Below are 17,403 nucleotides of genomic sequence, written 5' to 3' on the forward strand. Positions count from 1 at the left end.
AGTAAAGTATTCCTCCCTCGTTTGTTTACCATATCAATAAACATTGTGTAGCGAAATATGCAGCTTTTTAGCCACATGGACTTCTTTCTTACCAATTGATTGAAAAGCCTAGTTGTAGCTTGAGAATATTTTTAATAACCGTCCACCGCCCTCTTTTCATATCTTTTATTTCATGATGTTTATGAATCAATCGAGCGACCTCTTCAAGCGATGTAGCTTGATATTTTAAATACATCGTTCCTTCAAAAAAAGATACGCAGTGGGACCAAACCATTTTCCGTTTGTAACCAAAAATACGCTCTCATCCCAGCATATAATCAAGTCAAAATGGTTCGGCTCATACGTTTCATAAGAAAATAACCGTTGTTCTTTTTGTTCCACTCTCACACTCTCACACTCTCCCATGATTACATATCACATGTATCCTTGTTACTATAACAATTATCACATAAAACAATATGTCAAGTAAGTTCCCTTCTAATCATTCCTCTGCAAACAATCGGTCATAACTTTTTATCTTCTCTCATACAAATAAACCGTCCATATACAACAGGAGGCGATCATCATGGAGCGACAGGCAAAAGTAATTAGTATTATCAACTGGAAAGGCGGAGTGGGAAAGACGACCGTTACCCATCATTTAGCGACCGGACTACAACATTTATCATCTGACGAATTAGAGCTATTCGGTCTTGAACAATCTCAACCGAAAGTGTTATTGGTGGATGCGGACGCACAATGTAATCTCTCCATTTCATGTTTAACACCAGAGCGGTTTGAACAGTTAGCCTATCAAGAAACGCCACCGATCGGTACGTTGAAAGATTTAATTGAACATTATTTAAAAAATGAATATCCACAAATTGATGTAAACGACTTTATTTTAAAAGCGTGCGTGCGAAGTAAAAATGAGAAAGTGTATGAACATATTGATTTGCTCCCGGCACATGCTGAACTCATTCATACAGACATGGATATTGCTGTTTACTCACGGCCTCATTTTAAAGACCATTTATTTGGTTCGGACATTTATAAATTTCAAATGCTTCACCATATTTTAAACACAGTGAAACATGAGTATGATTTTATTTTTATTGATTGTCCACCAAATTTAAATTACATTACGCAAAATGCGCTCTATGCAAGCGATTATTATTTAATTCCAGCTATTCCTGATCGGCTGTCTTCATACGGCATCTCAGCCATTAAAAATAAAGTAGATGAATTAAACGAAAGGTTTCAATCTAGTTCAAAAGAATATAGCGATACAAAACTCATCGGAATCGTCCTCAATTTCATTCGCGAATACGGAAATCAGCCAAAACAAACACAAGAAAATATGATCAATACATTGAAACGCGCGCTTTCATCTGACATGATATTTAACAGCTATTTACCATACGGTGATGCCATCACGCGAGCATCGACGCTAAGTTATCCTGTATTTGCCGTTGAAAACAACCGAGCGAAACAGAGCGAATGCGTGAAAAAAATTACGCTTGAATTTTTAAACCGAATTGGTGGAGGAATTGTCGTATGAACGTAAAAACATTAACACATATATTAGAAAAAGCGCTCGTTATTTTAAAACATTACGAACATTGCACAGTGGATGAGATGTTAGATGATCTTTCTGCAAAGCTACAAAAGCAAACATTAAAGAAACAATCAACAAAAGAAACGGACTATGCAAACGTCATAAAAAAAATAAAAAACATGAATAAAGAGGAAGCAACAACGTTTTTAATGTCTTTTAAAAAAGAACAACTGCTTCATATCGGGGCACAAATGAATATAAAGTTACAAAAGAGAGAAACAAAACAACTATTGATTGAATCGATTATAACTCATTGCAGTTTTTCTGAACTATATAGTCAAATGGCAAATCGAAAATTACAAAAACAAATGAGCGAACAGACATAAAAGCTGTTCGCTCAACATACGAAACGACCGAGCTCATTCCGACAAAACGGTTCGTTTCATCATATCATATGAAAGGGGGCCCACATGTTTATGGAGAATGACTCCGTGTTCATCAATAATGTACGAGGTCGGAATGGTGATGACTTCATATGTTTTACTAACCGTTCCTTGCTCATCAAACATAATATCGAATGACACTCCTCTTTCGTTAATAAACGTCTCAACGGCTTGACGATTTTTTTCTTTATTCGTCAAGTTGACAGCTACAATGGCGACATGTTGTCCATGCTGTTCATAAAATCGCTGCATCTCTGGCATTTCTGCACGGCACGGCGGACACCACGACGCCCAAAAATTTAAAATCACTTTCTTCCCTCGAAATTGAGACAACTGTACTTTTTCTCCTTTTAGTGTCATTAATTCAAAATCCGGAGCCATTTTTCCAACATCAATTCCAACGTTTGTACTCGATTGCTCCGACGTGACTTCGTTTGTCGTGTCCGATATTGGTGCGAATATAAAGATAGAAACGAAAATATGGAACAAAACAAGCAATTGTCCGAGCTTTTGCTTCGTTTTTGTACGAGAAGAGATAACGAAAAAAATAAGAGCTACGATAGCTTGTAGCCAAATGAAGCGATATTCCGAAAATTCACTTCCTTTCACCACACTGAATACGACCCAGTACCCGAAATATATAGGAGTAACCGAACGAATATAAACATCGAACGAAATGTGTTGTTTTTTCAGTTGCCAATATGTATACACGACAATGAATATTGCTGCTAAAACAAGGCCAACAACGCCACCGTTGAAATAAAGGAGCGTTAACGGATTTTGTAACACCACGTTCGGATGCACAATACCGTAACTCAATTTCCATATGACTAAACCATATATGAAACTGTTAAAAATAACATCCATCACATTCCGCTCCGCTTTTAAAACAAACAAACCGTAGTAAAAAAACACGTATGTCATAAGCAAACTGACGATAAGCAATAAATTTTCTCCTTGAATGACAACCGCTCCAAGCTGCACCGTATTTCCCTCTTTTCATTTCTATTTTTTCAGTGAACGCATCCACCCCTCTATTATATTCACATATGTAACAATAGAAAAACGTGAAGTGCGCCAAAAACTTGCAAACTTCACGCTTCTCTTGTCTCTTATGTTTTTCGCGACTGCCTATACGCCCTCCACGACGTTCCAATTCGTGGCAAATGTTTCGCTCGTTCGCTTGAGTATACATACACAAATCCGGCCGTCTTTCCGTTTACATCTGTCACGAATACTCGCTCATAATCGTTGTGCTTTCCTTCTCCGTCATATCCTTCAAGCTGATCCATTGCCCTTAGTCCTTTTTCGCTCACCGTCAGCCATTCCCCGTCCACAGGAGGAGCAGACGGATCAAGCACTAAAGCCGGGTACAAGTCATAGACGCTATGAAGCCACCCACATACAGCACCTTTCTCGATATGTGCAACATACGGGGCAACAACACGATGATTCTCCTCCCCTCGCAGCAATGTCCCATATACGAACACTTGAAACGATTTCATCTTTGCTCACCTCACCTGGGTGTTTTTTCTTTTCCCCAAAGTGAAAAAATATGTGCTTGCAACTGTTGCTGATATGGCTCAGACAATCGTTTCGCCCCTTCTAACAAAATGTTCGCATATTCATCAGACGGCGGAATTTCAACTGTTTTTTTGTGAACAACTTCATACGTACTAGCTACTCGCATCGTTTTCGCTTGTTCGTCCCACACTTCAATTTCACGACGCCGATAAAAATTCGGATGACCTTCTCGTCTGTCTAGCTGTTCAAAGTTCGGCACTTCAAACAAAATTCCTTCCACTTTTTCTCCCGGAGCATACACAATATCGGCGACTCCACCTTGTCTCGTACGCGAATATACTGAAAATGCGAGGCGATAATCAAAAACAATTCCCGTTCCAACGTACTCAAAACTTGTCGTTCTTTCTAAGTCCGAAAACGACATGCAACTGCCGTACGCAAAATATAATGGCATATGCATCCGCACCTTTCATTTTGTTTATATTCAACATATACGCAAAACCGCAAGCAAAAACCATATGTCACCCATACATCGTCCACATGCCGATATCGGAAAAACCAAGTCGTTTATAAATACGTCCTGCACTCGGATTATCATAAAATAAACATAACGTTTTGCCTGAGCGAATGTAGTCTTGGATGACACGTTTCATTATTTCGCTTGCATACCCTTTTTGCCGATCATTCGGATCCGTACAAACACCGACAACCATCGCAGACAGCGTATTCTCTGCCGTTGTCGAGACAGACGACACCATGCGGCCATCCTCCTCGATATAATACGTGCGACCTGTGTTCGTCTCTAACGATTTGACAAGCATATCTCGCGATGAAGGAAGCACCGAAAACTCAGCAATGCGACTGCGCAACTCTATTATTCGATCCACATCATTGATCGTTGCTTGTTTTATTTCATAGCGGCTTTCCACTTCCGGAAATATGATTTCGTTACATTCGCAAAAATACGTCACACGCTTCTTCCCAAGTGGCAAGAGAGGTTCAAATGCTGCAACAAGATCCGTTTTTCCAGAAAGTCGAACAGAATGAGCAGTATTTCTCATAATTTTAGCAAATCCCTCTATATCAAACTCCCCCGGAGCATATGGAATATACGAATCATAAAATCGCAACAACACGGCTCGCAACGCACCGTCCTCATCAAAGTCGCCCCACAGCTCTTGAAACTCCTGCTCGTATCCAAACGCTTCAATATCACCGATAATAAAAAGATTAAGTGACGGCTCTTGCTTTAAAAAAGAAAACACAACACGATGATCCTTCCTATTCAGCTTACGAATCATATCCATCTCTCCTCGATCAAATATTAATCCTACTATAGCAAACATACGCACAAAATTTTGTCGAAATATGTAGAAAAACGAAAAAGATGAGGTTTGATTCTCGTCGCATACAAAAAGTTCCCTCTCATTGTGATATAATGTAAAAAAGACAAAGAAGCAGGTGAGAGAGATGGAAAAAGTACAACACGGTCGTCTGTATTCATATAAAGATATTCAACAATGGGAAGGAAATTGGGAGCTAATTGACGGTATCCCTTATTTGCTTGCATCGCCTTCATATGTTCACCAATATGTCGTGGGCGAACTGTATCTCGCCTTAGCCCCTTACTTCAAAGCACAAGGATGTCGCCTCATCTTATCTCCATTTGATGTACAATTCGATGCAGCTAAAAATGAAGAAGAAGCGCAAACCGTTGTACAGCCGGATTTATTCGTTATTTGCAACGTAACTCAACTGAAAAAAAACCGAGTACAAGGTGCACCCGATCTCGTGATCGAAGTGTTATCCGCTAGCACAGGAATTAAAGATCGAAATCAAAAATATTATTTGTATGAAGCAAATGGTGTGAAAGAGTATTGGATGGTCGACCCAAGCAATCGAACGATTGAAGTCATTGGCTTAGAAGACGGACGGTTTCAAAAACGGGCGGTATTCGGCCCGAAAGATGTGTTAACGTCTTTTTTGTATCCAGATTTAGCAATTTCGCTTCATTCCATTTTGCATATGGATGATGTGGAATAATAAGAAAAGCGCAAAGTGTCCCAATTTCGCCTAAAGGCAGCCCGCATCCTGCGGGCAACGGCGAAATGTCGCCATCCTTGGCTCCGCGAAGGGCGCACAAGCCCCACCGAGGAGGGTTTGTCCATGGCGCTTGGAGCTAGACAGCTTACCGTGGGAACCCCCATATACTTTCTTGTCTTTTTATAAAGCCGGCTAAAGTTCCCTAGCCGGCTTTTCATCTGCTTAAATTTAGTCGATAGCGCAATTTCCGTCCGTGCACGTTTTTCCTTCTTCCGCTAGCGATTGCAGCGATGATGACTGCTGTTCTTCTAGTACGCTTTCATTATTTCGTAGCGATGTACCTTTACTTGTATTTTTCAAATCTCCAAGATAACTATATTTATCCCTTTCTACTCTCCGTCATTTGTTTCCAAACGGATCCTTTCGCTTCTTCGCCACCTTCGATTCGTTCAATCGCCATTTTTACTTGCATGCTTACTTCAAATTCCGGGTCGTTTTCGGCTGCTTTTAACGCAGGCAGAACGGATTCATCGCCATTTTCATATAAAAACATCGCGGCACGCCAGCGAACGAGCTTGCTTGCATCTTTTAGCGCTTCGACCATCACAGGAATGGCCTCCATGTCACCAATATCAGACAAGCAGTCGCCGGCTGTACGACGCACAGAAACAGCTGAGTCTTTGAGTGCTTCATACAAATACGGAAGCACGCTTTTGCCACCAATCATTCCTAAATACGCAGTCGCTAAGCGACGAATAGCGACTTTTTCGTCTTTTAACGCCTTTGCCAACACAGGCAAATCGTTTTCCGTTGGCTCTCCCATTTGTTCCAACGCTGCATATCGTTTCGTCCAATCTTGGTCATCTAGCATTTGTTCTGTCACTTGAAAACTCGTTCGTTTTTGTGTTTTCGCCTGCTCACCTTGTTTAAACATGTGTACGAACCGCTCGAGCCGTTCGAGTGGATAAGCGGCAGACAACTCCTCGACTATTTCGGCGCCGATCTCTTCAAACGTTCCGTACCGAACGCCCTTTTCGACCCACTTTCTCTCCATGACGATATTCCCTGCATGTTTTTGCGCTTCTAACACCGCATCGACAAACGGCTGCGGCAAGCCAACTCGTCTCTCTTCGTGACCGTCCGTTAACTTCACTTGCATCGGCAAGCCATAAAGCATTTGCACATACACTTTCACTTCGCCAAAATGCTCGTTGCGTACAGGTTCATTATCTTGGATTTCATCCACCTGCTCGCCAAATACTTCGCGCACTTTTGTTAAAATCGGTTTCCAGTCATATTTTGCATGCCGTTCGACAGCTAAAAAATCAGCGACATGATAAATGCCCTTCACCCCTTCGATTTGCAGCAATTGCTGGATGATGGCAGGGGCATGTGCAGCTTGCCCAGGTTTATAGTTATAACTTGTGCCAAATGGAAGCTCTTCATCAAGCAACACTTTCATCGTATTAGGACTTGGCGTCGGTTCAATGGATTGAATTTTCATTTGTTTCTCTCCTATCCTCTAAAAAATACCTCGTAACTTCATTAAAAAGGAAGAAATAAAGAAAAGCAAAAGTTTCGCTCAATGAACCAAAAATAACCACCCCTATAAAATCGCAGAGGTGGTTTCACATCGTCTTACATAAACACTTTTGTCACTAAAATGTGTCGTATATCGTCATGAAGCGTTTCATACTTACAATCGTTTAGATCTTCTTTCGTTACCCAAGCAAATTCAGAATGCTCATCGTTTAGTGTGAGTAAAGAAATATCATTGTTTTTCGGTTTGACAAGATACGTAAACACAACTCGATATATATCTTCATCACCACTTTTGCTTTTTAAATTTCGAACGAATAGTTCTTCTATCAATTCTACATCCAAATTCAATTCCTCTTTCGCTTCTCGAAACAAACCTTGCACAGGAACTTCGTCATACTTGATTTTTCCAGCTGGAACGTTCCATACATTCGGAGCTACCTTACAATGCTCTGCACGTTTCGTTAAAAGAACTTTGTCATCGTGCCATACAATGACCTCAACAGAAATTCGATAATTCGGATACATACATTTTCCTCCACATTATTGAAAATCAAAGACAATGACTCGTTTTTTCCCTATACTCAAAACAACTCTAACTGTTCTGTTTCGCCTAACCGTTCAAGTGACTTCGGATCATGATCTTGGAAGTAGGCGTGATGAATCCACTTTTCCTGCGTCATAATTTGCTTGTTCGGATCAGATGACGAACGAAGTCGGCAACTATAAATAATTGGGAAGTAATCACGCAAAAATTTCCCTTCTGCATGCGCTGTCAATGCAATAATTTGAAAACCGAGCTGCTCTGCGACAAAAAACACTGGCATTAGCACATGATCGCTTGATGCTTTTCCGAACGGATTGTCCAAAATAACCGTGCGATGTCGCCTCATTTTCGAACGAATATGCTGCTTTTTCTCGGCAACATAGTTGAGAATACCTAAAAAGAGCGTCATGTTTTTGCTCCATTTTTCACCGCCAGACCAGACGTTGCTTTGCTCCCACAAATACGAGCGCGTCGTTACTTTATTGTCATTCGTTACTTTGCGACAACTTACTTTCATTCCTTCATTGTTCATCACTACCTGTAAAAGTTGCTTCGATTGAAGCCACATTTCTATTTCTTTACGTACTTTTGCCTCGTCTTGCTTACCGTGTTCGTTTAGGAAACGTTCAGATTCAAGTTGTTGCAGCATCCATTCAATATAGTTGCGGATACGCATTTTACCGACTTCTTCTTCCCAATCTGGAATCGCAAATGTGAAAATGCGCTTCCATTCTTCCCCGACTTTAACTCTCGTTTTGTTCGGTATTTGCTTTAACTCTTCAACTAACGTACGCAAATGTGTATGAATATGGTTAATAAACGCTTGTAACTCAGCATCTTTCTGACGAATATGTTCATTCGCATAATGCGTTGCTCGCTCCACACTTTGCATCATATGTTTTTTAAAAGCAATAATGTCTTCGTATGTTTCTTTATGCTCGATGCCGTTTATAGCTGTTTGTTGCATTTTTACATCTTGGATTGATGTACGACAAAATTCTTTAAATAACCGCTTCTCTCGTTCTACACGTTCTTTTGCTAATTCAACTGCTTGCTTACTCACTTTCAACCGTCCGATCACGTGCTCAACGAAACGACAACGATCGTACGTGAATGATGCGACTTCTTCTTCATTCAACGATAAAGCAACAATCGCTGGGGAATGAAAATGATGCACTTCTTTTGCAACATGGAGCGATCGCTCTGCTTGCTCAATATCCCTTATCTCCTTCGTGAGTCGCTCGCGTTCTTGTTCGAGAAATGTTTTTCGTTTCATGAGCATTTCTCGTTCCACATCCAATTGCACAGCAACATCACTCAGTTCATTTGAAAATATCCATTTCTCTTCGTTTGGAAATTGCTCCTGAAACTGCTCCTCTTTTGCCTTCACGACACCTTTTTGCTGTTCTTTTCGTTTTAACGCTTCTTGCACTTGTCGCTTTAGATGTTTCAATGATTCATGGCCTGATGTCATTTGTTCCTCAAGCCGTCCAAGTAAATACTCCCCATCACTTGGGAATATCATTGTTTCATCTAAATCAATTTGTTTCTTTTTTAACTTATTGATCTCATGAGTAAGACGATCAATCTCCTTTTGGGCCGACTGTTTCTTTTCTTTCCACTCACCGTATGATGTTTTAATCCCTCGAATGCGTAACTCGAACTCACGAATGTGTTCGCGGATGACGTCCTCGCTTTGTCCCGAATAAATAGGGATAAGATGACGGAGCGAACGATAATCGTAATGTTGTTCAATTGAACGTCGCTCTGTGTCAAGTGATCGAAGACGTTCTTGAAGCTCTATGCTTTGTGCAAGGGCATCTTCTAGTGAACGAGTAAAACGTACGATTTCTTTTGTCAACGATGTAAGTTGCTGATCAAGTATGTGTATTTGCTTTTGTCCTTCTCGCACTTCTTTTTTATATTGAATATAGGTCGTGGCATCTTTTATTTTATCGCGAAACCCACTTAACTCCCCTTCGTATTGGCTAACAAGCGACTCATCTCGTTCAACATGCAATCGGCATTCATTTATACGTTTTTTTTCTTTTTCGATTGTTATCGCTAATTGTTCTATACTACGTAAAAGATCAGCATGTTCCATACGGAGCGACTCGATGATTTCGTATGGGTAAGTGGCTAGAAACGTGTGCCATGCTTGTTGTACATCTTGCCAAATTCTTAGCTCTGCTTCTTTCTCTTGGCGGCGTTGCATTATATGTTCAGCGTTATCACACATACGTTTTTTCCAAATCGCGAACGATGTCGGATCGATTACTTCCTGCCAATAGTATGGTGGAACCCACCCATACGATACATGTTCATTTTCCACACGCGATGCCTCGTCGACAGACAGCACGACAATTGGCCACTGCATCCGATCGTTACATTGTCGCACTTTTTGTATTAGTTGCTCTTTCGCTTTCGCAGTTGTAATAAGCGTCATTGGCCAAAGTGGAAACTCTTGCTTTTTCTCTCGTTCTTCTTCCTCGAGCGACTGCAAATACTCCACACCTGTAGCGAGGAAGTGAAATTGACTTTTCCATGAAGAAACCTGTTCTGCTAAAAATGGATCGGCGAAAAACAAGTCTTGTCCACCGTACGCATCGACAAACCGCGAAGCAATCCGTTCTTGCACTAAAAGTTTTTCACGCTCCTTTATCCTTTTTTCGATTTCCTCATAAAGCCTCATTTGAATCGTCTCTTCTTGAATATAAACGCTATCAAGCGCTACCCATTGTGGTCGAACAGAAGCAAGCTTTTTTATAAGTGCTTGTTCCTCGCTCTCTATCATTTGAATGTGTTTTTCCAACGCTTTACACTCTGCCTGTTTATTGGCTCGTTGCTTTTCAAGTGCCTCTTTATGCGCTTCTATATCCCGTTCTAATTGTTTCAATTGCTTTATTTCTTGGCGCAAACGAACGAGTTCTTCATCTAGCCATTGTTCTCTTTCCATCCATTTTTCCATTTCTTCTTCAACAGATTGTTGTGTTGGATTTGCTAATAAGCGTTGTTTCAAATGCTCCATATCTTTTTCTCTTGCATGAATGACTTTTTGAATGCCAGCTCGTTTTTCGCGCGTCTCTTGCTCTTCTTTCTTACGTGTTTCAATATCTTTTTTCCATTGTTCCATTTGTTTTTGAATAGGATGAAGCTCATAGCGTACATTTCGCTCGTCTTTTTCGATTTTTTCCAGTTGTTCCATAAACAAACCGAGTAGTGAACGACGAGCTACTTCTAATTGCTCCTCGTAATGAGCGAGCGTTTCATCTTCTTTTAACTTCGCCATCTGCTGTTCAATATAAGCTAACATTTCTACATGTTGTTCTCGTGCTGACTTATACTTGACAAGTTGGAGCGAATAGTATTCATGCTCCAGACGCACCATTTCTTCTTCTTTTTCTTTTTCCTGCACTAACGCCTGTTCATATTCTCGTTTAAATTCATTGAGTCTCATCTGCTCTAATAAAATATGATACGTTGCCCGCTTTTTCCGATGAGTCAACTCAGCGTTGCTCCATTCTTCCCATTGCATCACATTGTCATTTTGCTCGTTTTCACACGCTTGTTTTTGTTTGAGCGTCTCGAGCCATACTCCTTTGGCATGTTGCTTCTCTTGTTCATACAATAACTGTTGCTGATGAAGCTGTTCGTATACACCAACATATTGCTCAAGTTGTTGGTGTATACGTTTGTTTTCTTCAATCGTTTCTTTTAGCTTTTTATAATGCTTAAAGCTTGCAAGTTGCTTTTCAAACAAATCAGCAAATAGTTTCTCATCATGCCCAACAATTGCACTTTCAACAATTGGAATAAGTAGACGATCGAATAGTTGATTTGTCGTTTTACATTCGTCAAAAAACGTCTCAACACCACCTTCTGTGCTATTAATTTTAACAATACTTTCCCATTCGCTTGAAATAATATGATATTGCTCTTCTAGAAACGATTTATATTCTTTTATTGTTGAAAACGTGCGAGCGAACATCGACTTTACTTTCATATCATGATAATAATCTTGCATTTCACCTCGTTCCGCTGGGCGCTTTCCGCTTCTTCCTTCGCGTACAAATGGAATACCCTCAATCCCATGTGGGTCGTTCGCGTTATATTCATATACGTAACGGAGCGAGTCTAATCCGTTGTTTGTCATAAAAAGCGATACAGCTGTCACGACATATCGGCGCGGTTCATCATTTAACAACCATTCAATTGCAATATGTGCAGGTGCGTTTTCTAATTGAAGCGTATGTTTTATTTTTCGATCCGCTAAATCAACGTGCGGCAAAATCGCTTGCAGTACAGTGTGGATAAATACCGTTTTTCCACCTCCGTTTTCAAGCAAAATCGCTCCATTATGCCCATCAAACCGAAACAATTCATCGTTATACCGCTTGCGACCTTCTTCATAAACAACGTTCGTCAGCCGAATTTTACTGATCGCTGGCATCTTCATTCTCCCTTTCAAATCCGTAAATAAACTCAAAAATTCCACGGTTATATTCAACATCCATGAAAAAGCGTTGCACAATCGTTTTTGCTTTTTCTGTTAATGTGACTTCATGGTTGCCGATATCAACTAAAAGCTCTTGATCAATTAAAAAGCGTCTTGCTGTATCAAGGAAACTCAGACGACTGATCGTAGCGCCACTTTGCCTTTTTGCTGTTTCTTTAATATCGTCCATTGCCTCCCATTTCTCAATAATCACACTCCAATTGTAAGAAAACTCTTGTTCCCATTGTTTTAGTTGTTCCGCATCGTGTCGCTTCAATTGATCGATACGCTCCTGCACAAGCCGTGCCCATTCATCCATTGCTAAAAATTGTCGCGTTGGTTCTTGAGTATGATACGAATCGTAAAAACTTCCAAACAACACGAGCGATACAAAATAAAGCAAATATAAATCGCCGTTTGTAGCGCCTGAACGAAGATAATGACGCTTAACCCAATCGTTACTTACATGAAATGGTGACAATTTCGTGCGCGGTATAAGAAACAATTGGTCGCTCGTCAACACAATAACACAATCGACTTCACGACTAAACGCATCCAAAAGCGCACGAATTTCGTCATCACTTTTATAAAGATGCACCGCTTGCGCATCTGCGACTCCTTTCCTCGCTAGTGTCGTATACAATTGAAAAGCTTGCATAACTTTTTGTTCTGGATAATCTCTCACCGTTCCCTCACCGCAATCATCATATTTTGAATAGAAAACCGCTCACATTTTTGGATGACGGTTTTCATTTCTTCTACTTCAAGTACATACGTGCCGAGCAATGAAAGGGCCTCTCCGAACAGCGTTTCTCCCTCTTCCCCGTCTATTTCTTTTTGAATAGGAGAACGTTGGTGCATAAAAATCCAAAAATCGTAAAATGATCGATGTTCATACAAATGCGACTGACCAATGTCATCTAAGTAATCAAAAAATGAAGAAAGCTTATCGACACGTCCTAACTTATATGCCTCTAACAAATGTTTCATCAATAGTCGATATCGGCTTTTCAGCCATGTACGATACGGATCAACATATTCAATATTGTCTGCTTCTAAAAAGTGTGGATGAACCTTTTCTTCACGCTCTTCTATAATATTTTGTTCTGCAAAAACGACCATTGGCGACCAATATTTATTTTCCTCTACTTTTAAAAACGGATGGAGCACCCCTTTCATTGCTTCAATCGGAAGTGGAGCAGAGACGATGTATGACATGACATCTTGATCAAAGTTGAACGAATGAAGTCCCGTATAATACAGCGATTCTTGAGCGGTCACAAGCGTCGTGTTTTTCAATGAAAGCGCCTTGTCAAGAAGAGCGGAATGGGCATAATGCACCGATTCTAATTCCCGAGCAATTTTCAGCACAAGTTCATACGTCTTCTCTTCTTTTTGATGTACATCATGAGCGTATAATCGCTCTCTTGTGTCGTTGACAAACTCACGTAGCTCCTTAAACTCCTCATCTTCGCGCGTAAGTCTTCTGTAAATATCATCCAAAAGTTGCTTATATCGCTCAAACGTTTCTTCAGAAATAATACTGCGCTGAATTTCATGTTTAAGACGAATCATCCGCTCCTCCAACGTTTCAACATCAATGCGCATTTCGTTAATTTGTTTCAACGCTGCCACAAATTCTCCTTTTTCCAGCTGTTTTCGCAACATAAGCTGGTTGATGGATAGTTGAAATTCACTATAAAACTCTTTGGTCGCAAATAAAAGCTCGAGCCCATCTTCATCGAGTGTGTAATATTGCGTATTCGTTTTCGTGTCAAAATCATGCGCTTTTAAAAGTGAATATTCAATCACACTTTCTTCACGCTGTTCCCAATCATAAAACGAGTAGCTTCGCTTTTTTCCTGATGTAGGACGAAACGTTTGAACAATCGTCCGTGCTAGCTGTTCACACAACTCATCATCTAGCACATATACGTGTTCCGTCAATTGTTTTAAAAACAAAGCAAGCTGTTTAACTCCAGTTTTGTACTGCCGTATAAGCTTTTGTTCAAAGAAAAAAAGAAGCGTCAACAGCCCAAGCCCTTTCATATCAATAGGTTGCCCGCTTCGATCAGTTGTTCGCATTCGTTCAAGATCTAAAAGCGGACTAAACAGTGCTAGTCTCCTCATCCGTTCACGGTAGCCTTCTGTAATCCCTGCCCACGCTAACTTGTCCAATCTGTTTCCCTCCAAATATGTTGCAATTCCCATGTTTTCAGTGTTTCTTGTGGGTAGTATAAACCAGAAGCAAGCAGTTCAGAAAGCCACCATTTTTCATCTAGGTCAAAATAAGAAAGAAACGAAAGAAGTGCTTCCGCCCGCTCAGTTTGATACTCTTTGCCACGCGTTGGTTCTTTTCGCAAACATGCTCGGTAAAACGGGAGTGCAGGAGAAACCGGGATCTTTTTTGAAAGCGAGTACCAAATAGAAACACCTTCGCGGTCAATGTCGCCAAAATAGTAGAAACGATGGGTGGCTTGGATTGGATATTGCATCGAAAATTGCTCAATGTTGCTAATTACGCTTTTTCCTTTTCCATAAATAAGCGTAGAAAAAAACGTGTCACAAAGCGCAGGCAAAAGCGCTTGATACGTCGTTTTATTTTCAACAATGAGATGAAGCTGCGATGTTCTTGCTATATTCGTTGGGTTGATCGCAAACATTAAAGGATCGGAAACGGGAACAATGCGAAGGAGTTCAAAAAGACCAATGCGTTTCAGCACTTCTCTCCCTCCTCCTTCATCGATCCATTTTTCATCACCGACTAACTCCACACTTCGCTCCGGCGCAGCCGCTACTTCACGAGGAAGATTATGAGTTCGTAAATATGCGTCAATTTTTAAAATAAATGGCTTGTCCCGCTCCCATACAGAAGGTTCCTTGCCATAATACTCGTCAAGCTGAATGGCTGGATGAAGTTGATTTTGATAACGTTGCAACTCGCGATGATAGTTTTTCATTAAAAGATGTTTATGAATACGATATTGAAATGCAAGCGACGGTGTTCGTATCGTTCTTCCTTTTGCTTTTACCATTTCAATCGTCCCTTTCGCCTCCAATGCAAGCACCATTTCAGCAAATTCTTCATACGTCTGCACAAAAGGCTGAATGATTCGTTCCAACTCATCAAGCGAAATCATCCGCTTCGAAAACAATGCCAATTGCTTTTCGATTTTTTCTTGCATCGTTTCAACTCCTAGAAATCGAACTTTTTTTATTTATTATACAAAAAACGATACATAAAAGTGGGGAGCTTATATACTAAAAACCTTTTTACTTCAACCTCATCTAAATTCATTCGTGCAATCATGCGTAAAAATTGTTTTTTTAGTTCTACACTTTCAGTATACTTCGTTTTGCTTAATAACGTAGTAGAATCATCACCATCCTAAAAAACGACTACGTCGGAGTGATTATTCTCATCAAGCACCCATGAGTAAGTTTTGCCATCAAGTATAAAAATAACTGTACATACATTGGTTATCTTCATAGAAAAAGAAAAGTGTCCTTGTTATCACTATAAGATAAGGACACCTTTTATAAAATAGTTAACTTTATTATGTAAACAAAGATAACGATGCTAACAAACCTCACAACAAAAGATCGAATCGCAACTTTATCCCCTTTTCTTTTTTTGAATAAAAATTCAATAAGGAGAAAAAAAGCAAGAATGATTGAGAACGAAACTAAAAAAAGTATGTTTTCGTTCATTGACGAACACCTCTTGATGTATACGTAGATATTTTTTACTATAAATGAATGCTTGGCAACGATCTCTTCTTCGTCATCCATAACTAGTAATCGCCATTTCCAAAAGCTTGATAAAGGCAGATCCTCTAATGACTTGTAATTAGTATAACATATAAATACTTTGAATAATTAACTGTAGATGAGCAAATTTGCTAACATAAATTTACAACCAAACAAAAAAGAAGACATGAACCCGATTCCTTGATTAGAATAGATGTGTCACCAAACCATTCACAAGGAGGTTCATGTCTCATGAATAGATTAGCACATCACCAAGGAATCCACAAGTTTTTGACGATGTTGGGGTTGGCACTTTATTTCTCGAAACCTGTCATGAAGCATCTCGTTCATATCGTGGATGCGATGATTACAAAGGGCTTTTCGGGAACGCTGACCGATCTACATCATGGGAGTTTTCATCCGAACCATCGCACGACACTGAGCCATTTTTTCACGAAAAGCCTATGGGAGGAAGAGACGCTGCTTCGCAAACTCCAGCAGTGGGTGCTTCATCGTGTCGAACGCAGCTCGAAACGAGAGAATCAACCCATTTTTGTTTCGATCGATGATACGATTTGCCAAAAAACGAAGCCCTCGTCACGGGCAACACACACCATTCAAGGGTGTGATTGGCACTATTGTCACGCAGAGAAAAAATCGATCTGGGGACATTCTCTCGTTTGGCTCATGGTTCATACGATGACTCAAGCGTTTCCTTTTGCCTTTCTCCTCTATGACAAGACGGCGGGGAAAAGCAAAGGGGAACTCGCGATCGAGATGCTTTCTTCGTTGGATGTGAGTCGCCCCGTTTATGTGCTCATGGACTCTTGGTATCCATCGAAAACCCTCGTGGGAGCCTGCTTGAAAAAAGGGTTCCACGTCATCGCGATGCTGAAGACGAATCGGATTCTCTATCCAAAAGGGACGGCCATTCAAGCAAAGGAATTTGCCAAATCTATGGAGCCACGGGATACCCGCCTCGTCACGGTGGGAAAAGAGCGTTATCGGGTGTATCGCTACGAAGGTGCTCTGAACGGTCTCAAGGATGCCGTGGTGCTCCTCGCATGGAAAGCCGATCAGCCGATGACGCCGAAACATCTTCATTGCGTCTTGAGCACCGATCGCGAGCTAAGCGACGAAGACATCTTGCGCTACTATGCTGCACGTTGGTCGATCGAATGTTTTTTCCGTCAAGCGAAAGACCAGCTGAAACTCGATGGATACCGCGTTCGCGGGCGTCGGGCGGTAAAACGGTATTGGATCTTGGTGCAACTTGCGTATGTGTACAGCATGTTCGAGTCGAACAGTGATTTCTCTACCGGTCTTGACTTTCTCCGAACGAACAAAGCACATCGTCTTGTAGAATTTATCTACGGCGCAGCGAAACAAAATATTCCCATTGATGCCGTGAAAAAACAGCTCCATGTGGCATAAGGGGTACCCCGTTTGTCTTTTTTAAATGGTAATTATTGTAACAAAAATTGCTCAACTACAGTAATTAAGTAACAAGACACTTAATGTGTCT

General features: G+C 40.6%; 15 protein-coding genes. 4 read left to right on the forward strand and 11 right to left on the reverse strand.

Annotated features, from left to right (window positions below; translation table 11 throughout):
• The first annotated feature begins 565 nt into the window (after nucleotides 1-565).
• Together HNQ82_RS02455 and HNQ82_RS02460 are read left to right on the forward strand one after the other, a co-directional pair.
• Nucleotides 566-1,540, forward strand: coding sequence for a ParA family protein (locus HNQ82_RS02455; protein ID WP_183246896.1), 975 nt, complete (start codon nucleotides 566-568; stop codon nucleotides 1,538-1,540).
• The gene (locus HNQ82_RS02460) at nucleotides 1,537-1,923 is read left to right on the forward strand and encodes a hypothetical protein (RefSeq protein ID WP_183246898.1); all 387 of its coding nucleotides are present in this window, start codon (nucleotides 1,537-1,539) and stop codon (nucleotides 1,921-1,923) included. Before HNQ82_RS02455 ends, HNQ82_RS02460 begins: the two co-directional genes overlap by 4 nt.
• A gap of 33 nt (nucleotides 1,924-1,956) precedes the next feature.
• Here HNQ82_RS02460 and HNQ82_RS02465 read toward each other — a convergent pair whose 3' ends face one another.
• From HNQ82_RS02465 to HNQ82_RS02480, 4 genes are all read right to left on the reverse strand, one after another.
• Nucleotides 1,957-2,964 (reverse strand): TlpA family protein disulfide reductase, encoded by a 1,008-nt coding sequence (locus tag HNQ82_RS02465; RefSeq protein ID WP_343053372.1) that lies wholly within the window; start codon nucleotides 2,962-2,964, stop codon nucleotides 1,957-1,959.
• Nucleotides 2,965-3,092: 128 nt separating this feature from the next.
• Nucleotides 3,093-3,485 carry a gamma-glutamylcyclotransferase family protein gene (locus HNQ82_RS02470; RefSeq protein WP_183246901.1) on the reverse strand — a complete coding sequence of 131 codons (393 nt, stop codon included), beginning with the start codon at nucleotides 3,483-3,485 and terminating at the stop codon, nucleotides 3,093-3,095.
• 11 nt (nucleotides 3,486-3,496) lie between these two features.
• On the reverse strand, nucleotides 3,497-3,958 hold the full coding sequence (locus HNQ82_RS02475) for a gamma-glutamylcyclotransferase family protein (protein WP_183246903.1): 462 nt from the start codon (nucleotides 3,956-3,958) through the stop codon (nucleotides 3,497-3,499).
• A gap of 67 nt (nucleotides 3,959-4,025) precedes the next feature.
• Nucleotides 4,026-4,805, reverse strand: coding sequence for a GNAT family N-acetyltransferase (locus HNQ82_RS02480; protein ID WP_183246905.1), 780 nt, complete (start codon nucleotides 4,803-4,805; stop codon nucleotides 4,026-4,028).
• A gap of 169 nt (nucleotides 4,806-4,974) precedes the next feature.
• On the opposite strand from HNQ82_RS02480, the gene HNQ82_RS02485 reads away from it, so the two are divergent.
• Complete coding sequence (locus HNQ82_RS02485; RefSeq protein ID WP_183246907.1) at nucleotides 4,975-5,547, forward strand: Uma2 family endonuclease; 573 nt, start codon at nucleotides 4,975-4,977, stop codon at nucleotides 5,545-5,547.
• 228 nt (nucleotides 5,548-5,775) lie between these two features.
• Here HNQ82_RS02485 and HNQ82_RS14650 read toward each other — a convergent pair whose 3' ends face one another.
• From HNQ82_RS14650 to HNQ82_RS02520, 7 genes are all read right to left on the reverse strand, one after another.
• Nucleotides 5,776-5,907 (reverse strand): hypothetical protein, encoded by a 132-nt coding sequence (locus HNQ82_RS14650; RefSeq protein WP_281380795.1) that lies wholly within the window; start codon nucleotides 5,905-5,907, stop codon nucleotides 5,776-5,778.
• Between the two features lie 19 nt (nucleotides 5,908-5,926).
• On the reverse strand, nucleotides 5,927-7,051 hold the full coding sequence (locus HNQ82_RS02495) for a conserved virulence factor C family protein (RefSeq protein ID WP_183246909.1): 1,125 nt from the start codon (nucleotides 7,049-7,051) through the stop codon (nucleotides 5,927-5,929).
• Nucleotides 7,052-7,185: 134 nt separating this feature from the next.
• Entirely contained in the window at nucleotides 7,186-7,614 is a 429-nt protein-coding gene (locus tag HNQ82_RS02500) for an NUDIX domain-containing protein (protein WP_183246911.1), read from the reverse strand.
• Nucleotides 7,615-7,670: 56 nt separating this feature from the next.
• Nucleotides 7,671-12,083: a coiled-coil domain-containing protein gene (locus tag HNQ82_RS02505; protein ID WP_183246913.1), complete on the reverse strand. Its 4,413-nt coding sequence runs from the start codon at nucleotides 12,081-12,083 to the stop codon at nucleotides 7,671-7,673.
• The gene (locus HNQ82_RS02510; RefSeq protein ID WP_343053375.1) at nucleotides 12,067-12,813 is read right to left on the reverse strand and encodes a DUF6063 family protein; all 747 of its coding nucleotides are present in this window, start codon (nucleotides 12,811-12,813) and stop codon (nucleotides 12,067-12,069) included. Before HNQ82_RS02510 ends, HNQ82_RS02505 begins: the two co-directional genes overlap by 17 nt.
• Nucleotides 12,810-14,339 carry a replicative DNA helicase gene (locus HNQ82_RS02515; protein WP_183246916.1) on the reverse strand — a complete coding sequence of 510 codons (1,530 nt, stop codon included), beginning with the start codon at nucleotides 14,337-14,339 and terminating at the stop codon, nucleotides 12,810-12,812. The genes HNQ82_RS02510 and HNQ82_RS02515 overlap by 4 nt, the downstream gene beginning before the upstream one ends.
• A complete protein-coding gene (locus tag HNQ82_RS02520) occupies nucleotides 14,294-15,313 on the reverse strand; it encodes a Wadjet anti-phage system protein JetD domain-containing protein (RefSeq protein ID WP_183246918.1) in 1,020 nt (339 codons plus the stop codon). Before HNQ82_RS02520 ends, HNQ82_RS02515 begins: the two co-directional genes overlap by 46 nt.
• An 817-nt stretch (nucleotides 15,314-16,130) precedes the next feature.
• Between HNQ82_RS02520 and HNQ82_RS02525 the strand changes: the two genes are divergently transcribed.
• Nucleotides 16,131-17,312: an IS701 family transposase gene (locus HNQ82_RS02525; RefSeq protein WP_183246920.1), complete on the forward strand. Its 1,182-nt coding sequence runs from the start codon at nucleotides 16,131-16,133 to the stop codon at nucleotides 17,310-17,312.
• The last annotated feature ends 91 nt before the right edge of the window (nucleotides 17,313-17,403 follow it).

Origin of the sequence: Anoxybacillus tengchongensis, assembly GCF_014201585.1 — a bacterium.
GTDB classification, from domain to species: domain Bacteria; phylum Bacillota; class Bacilli; order Bacillales; family Anoxybacillaceae; genus Anoxybacillus; species Anoxybacillus tengchongensis.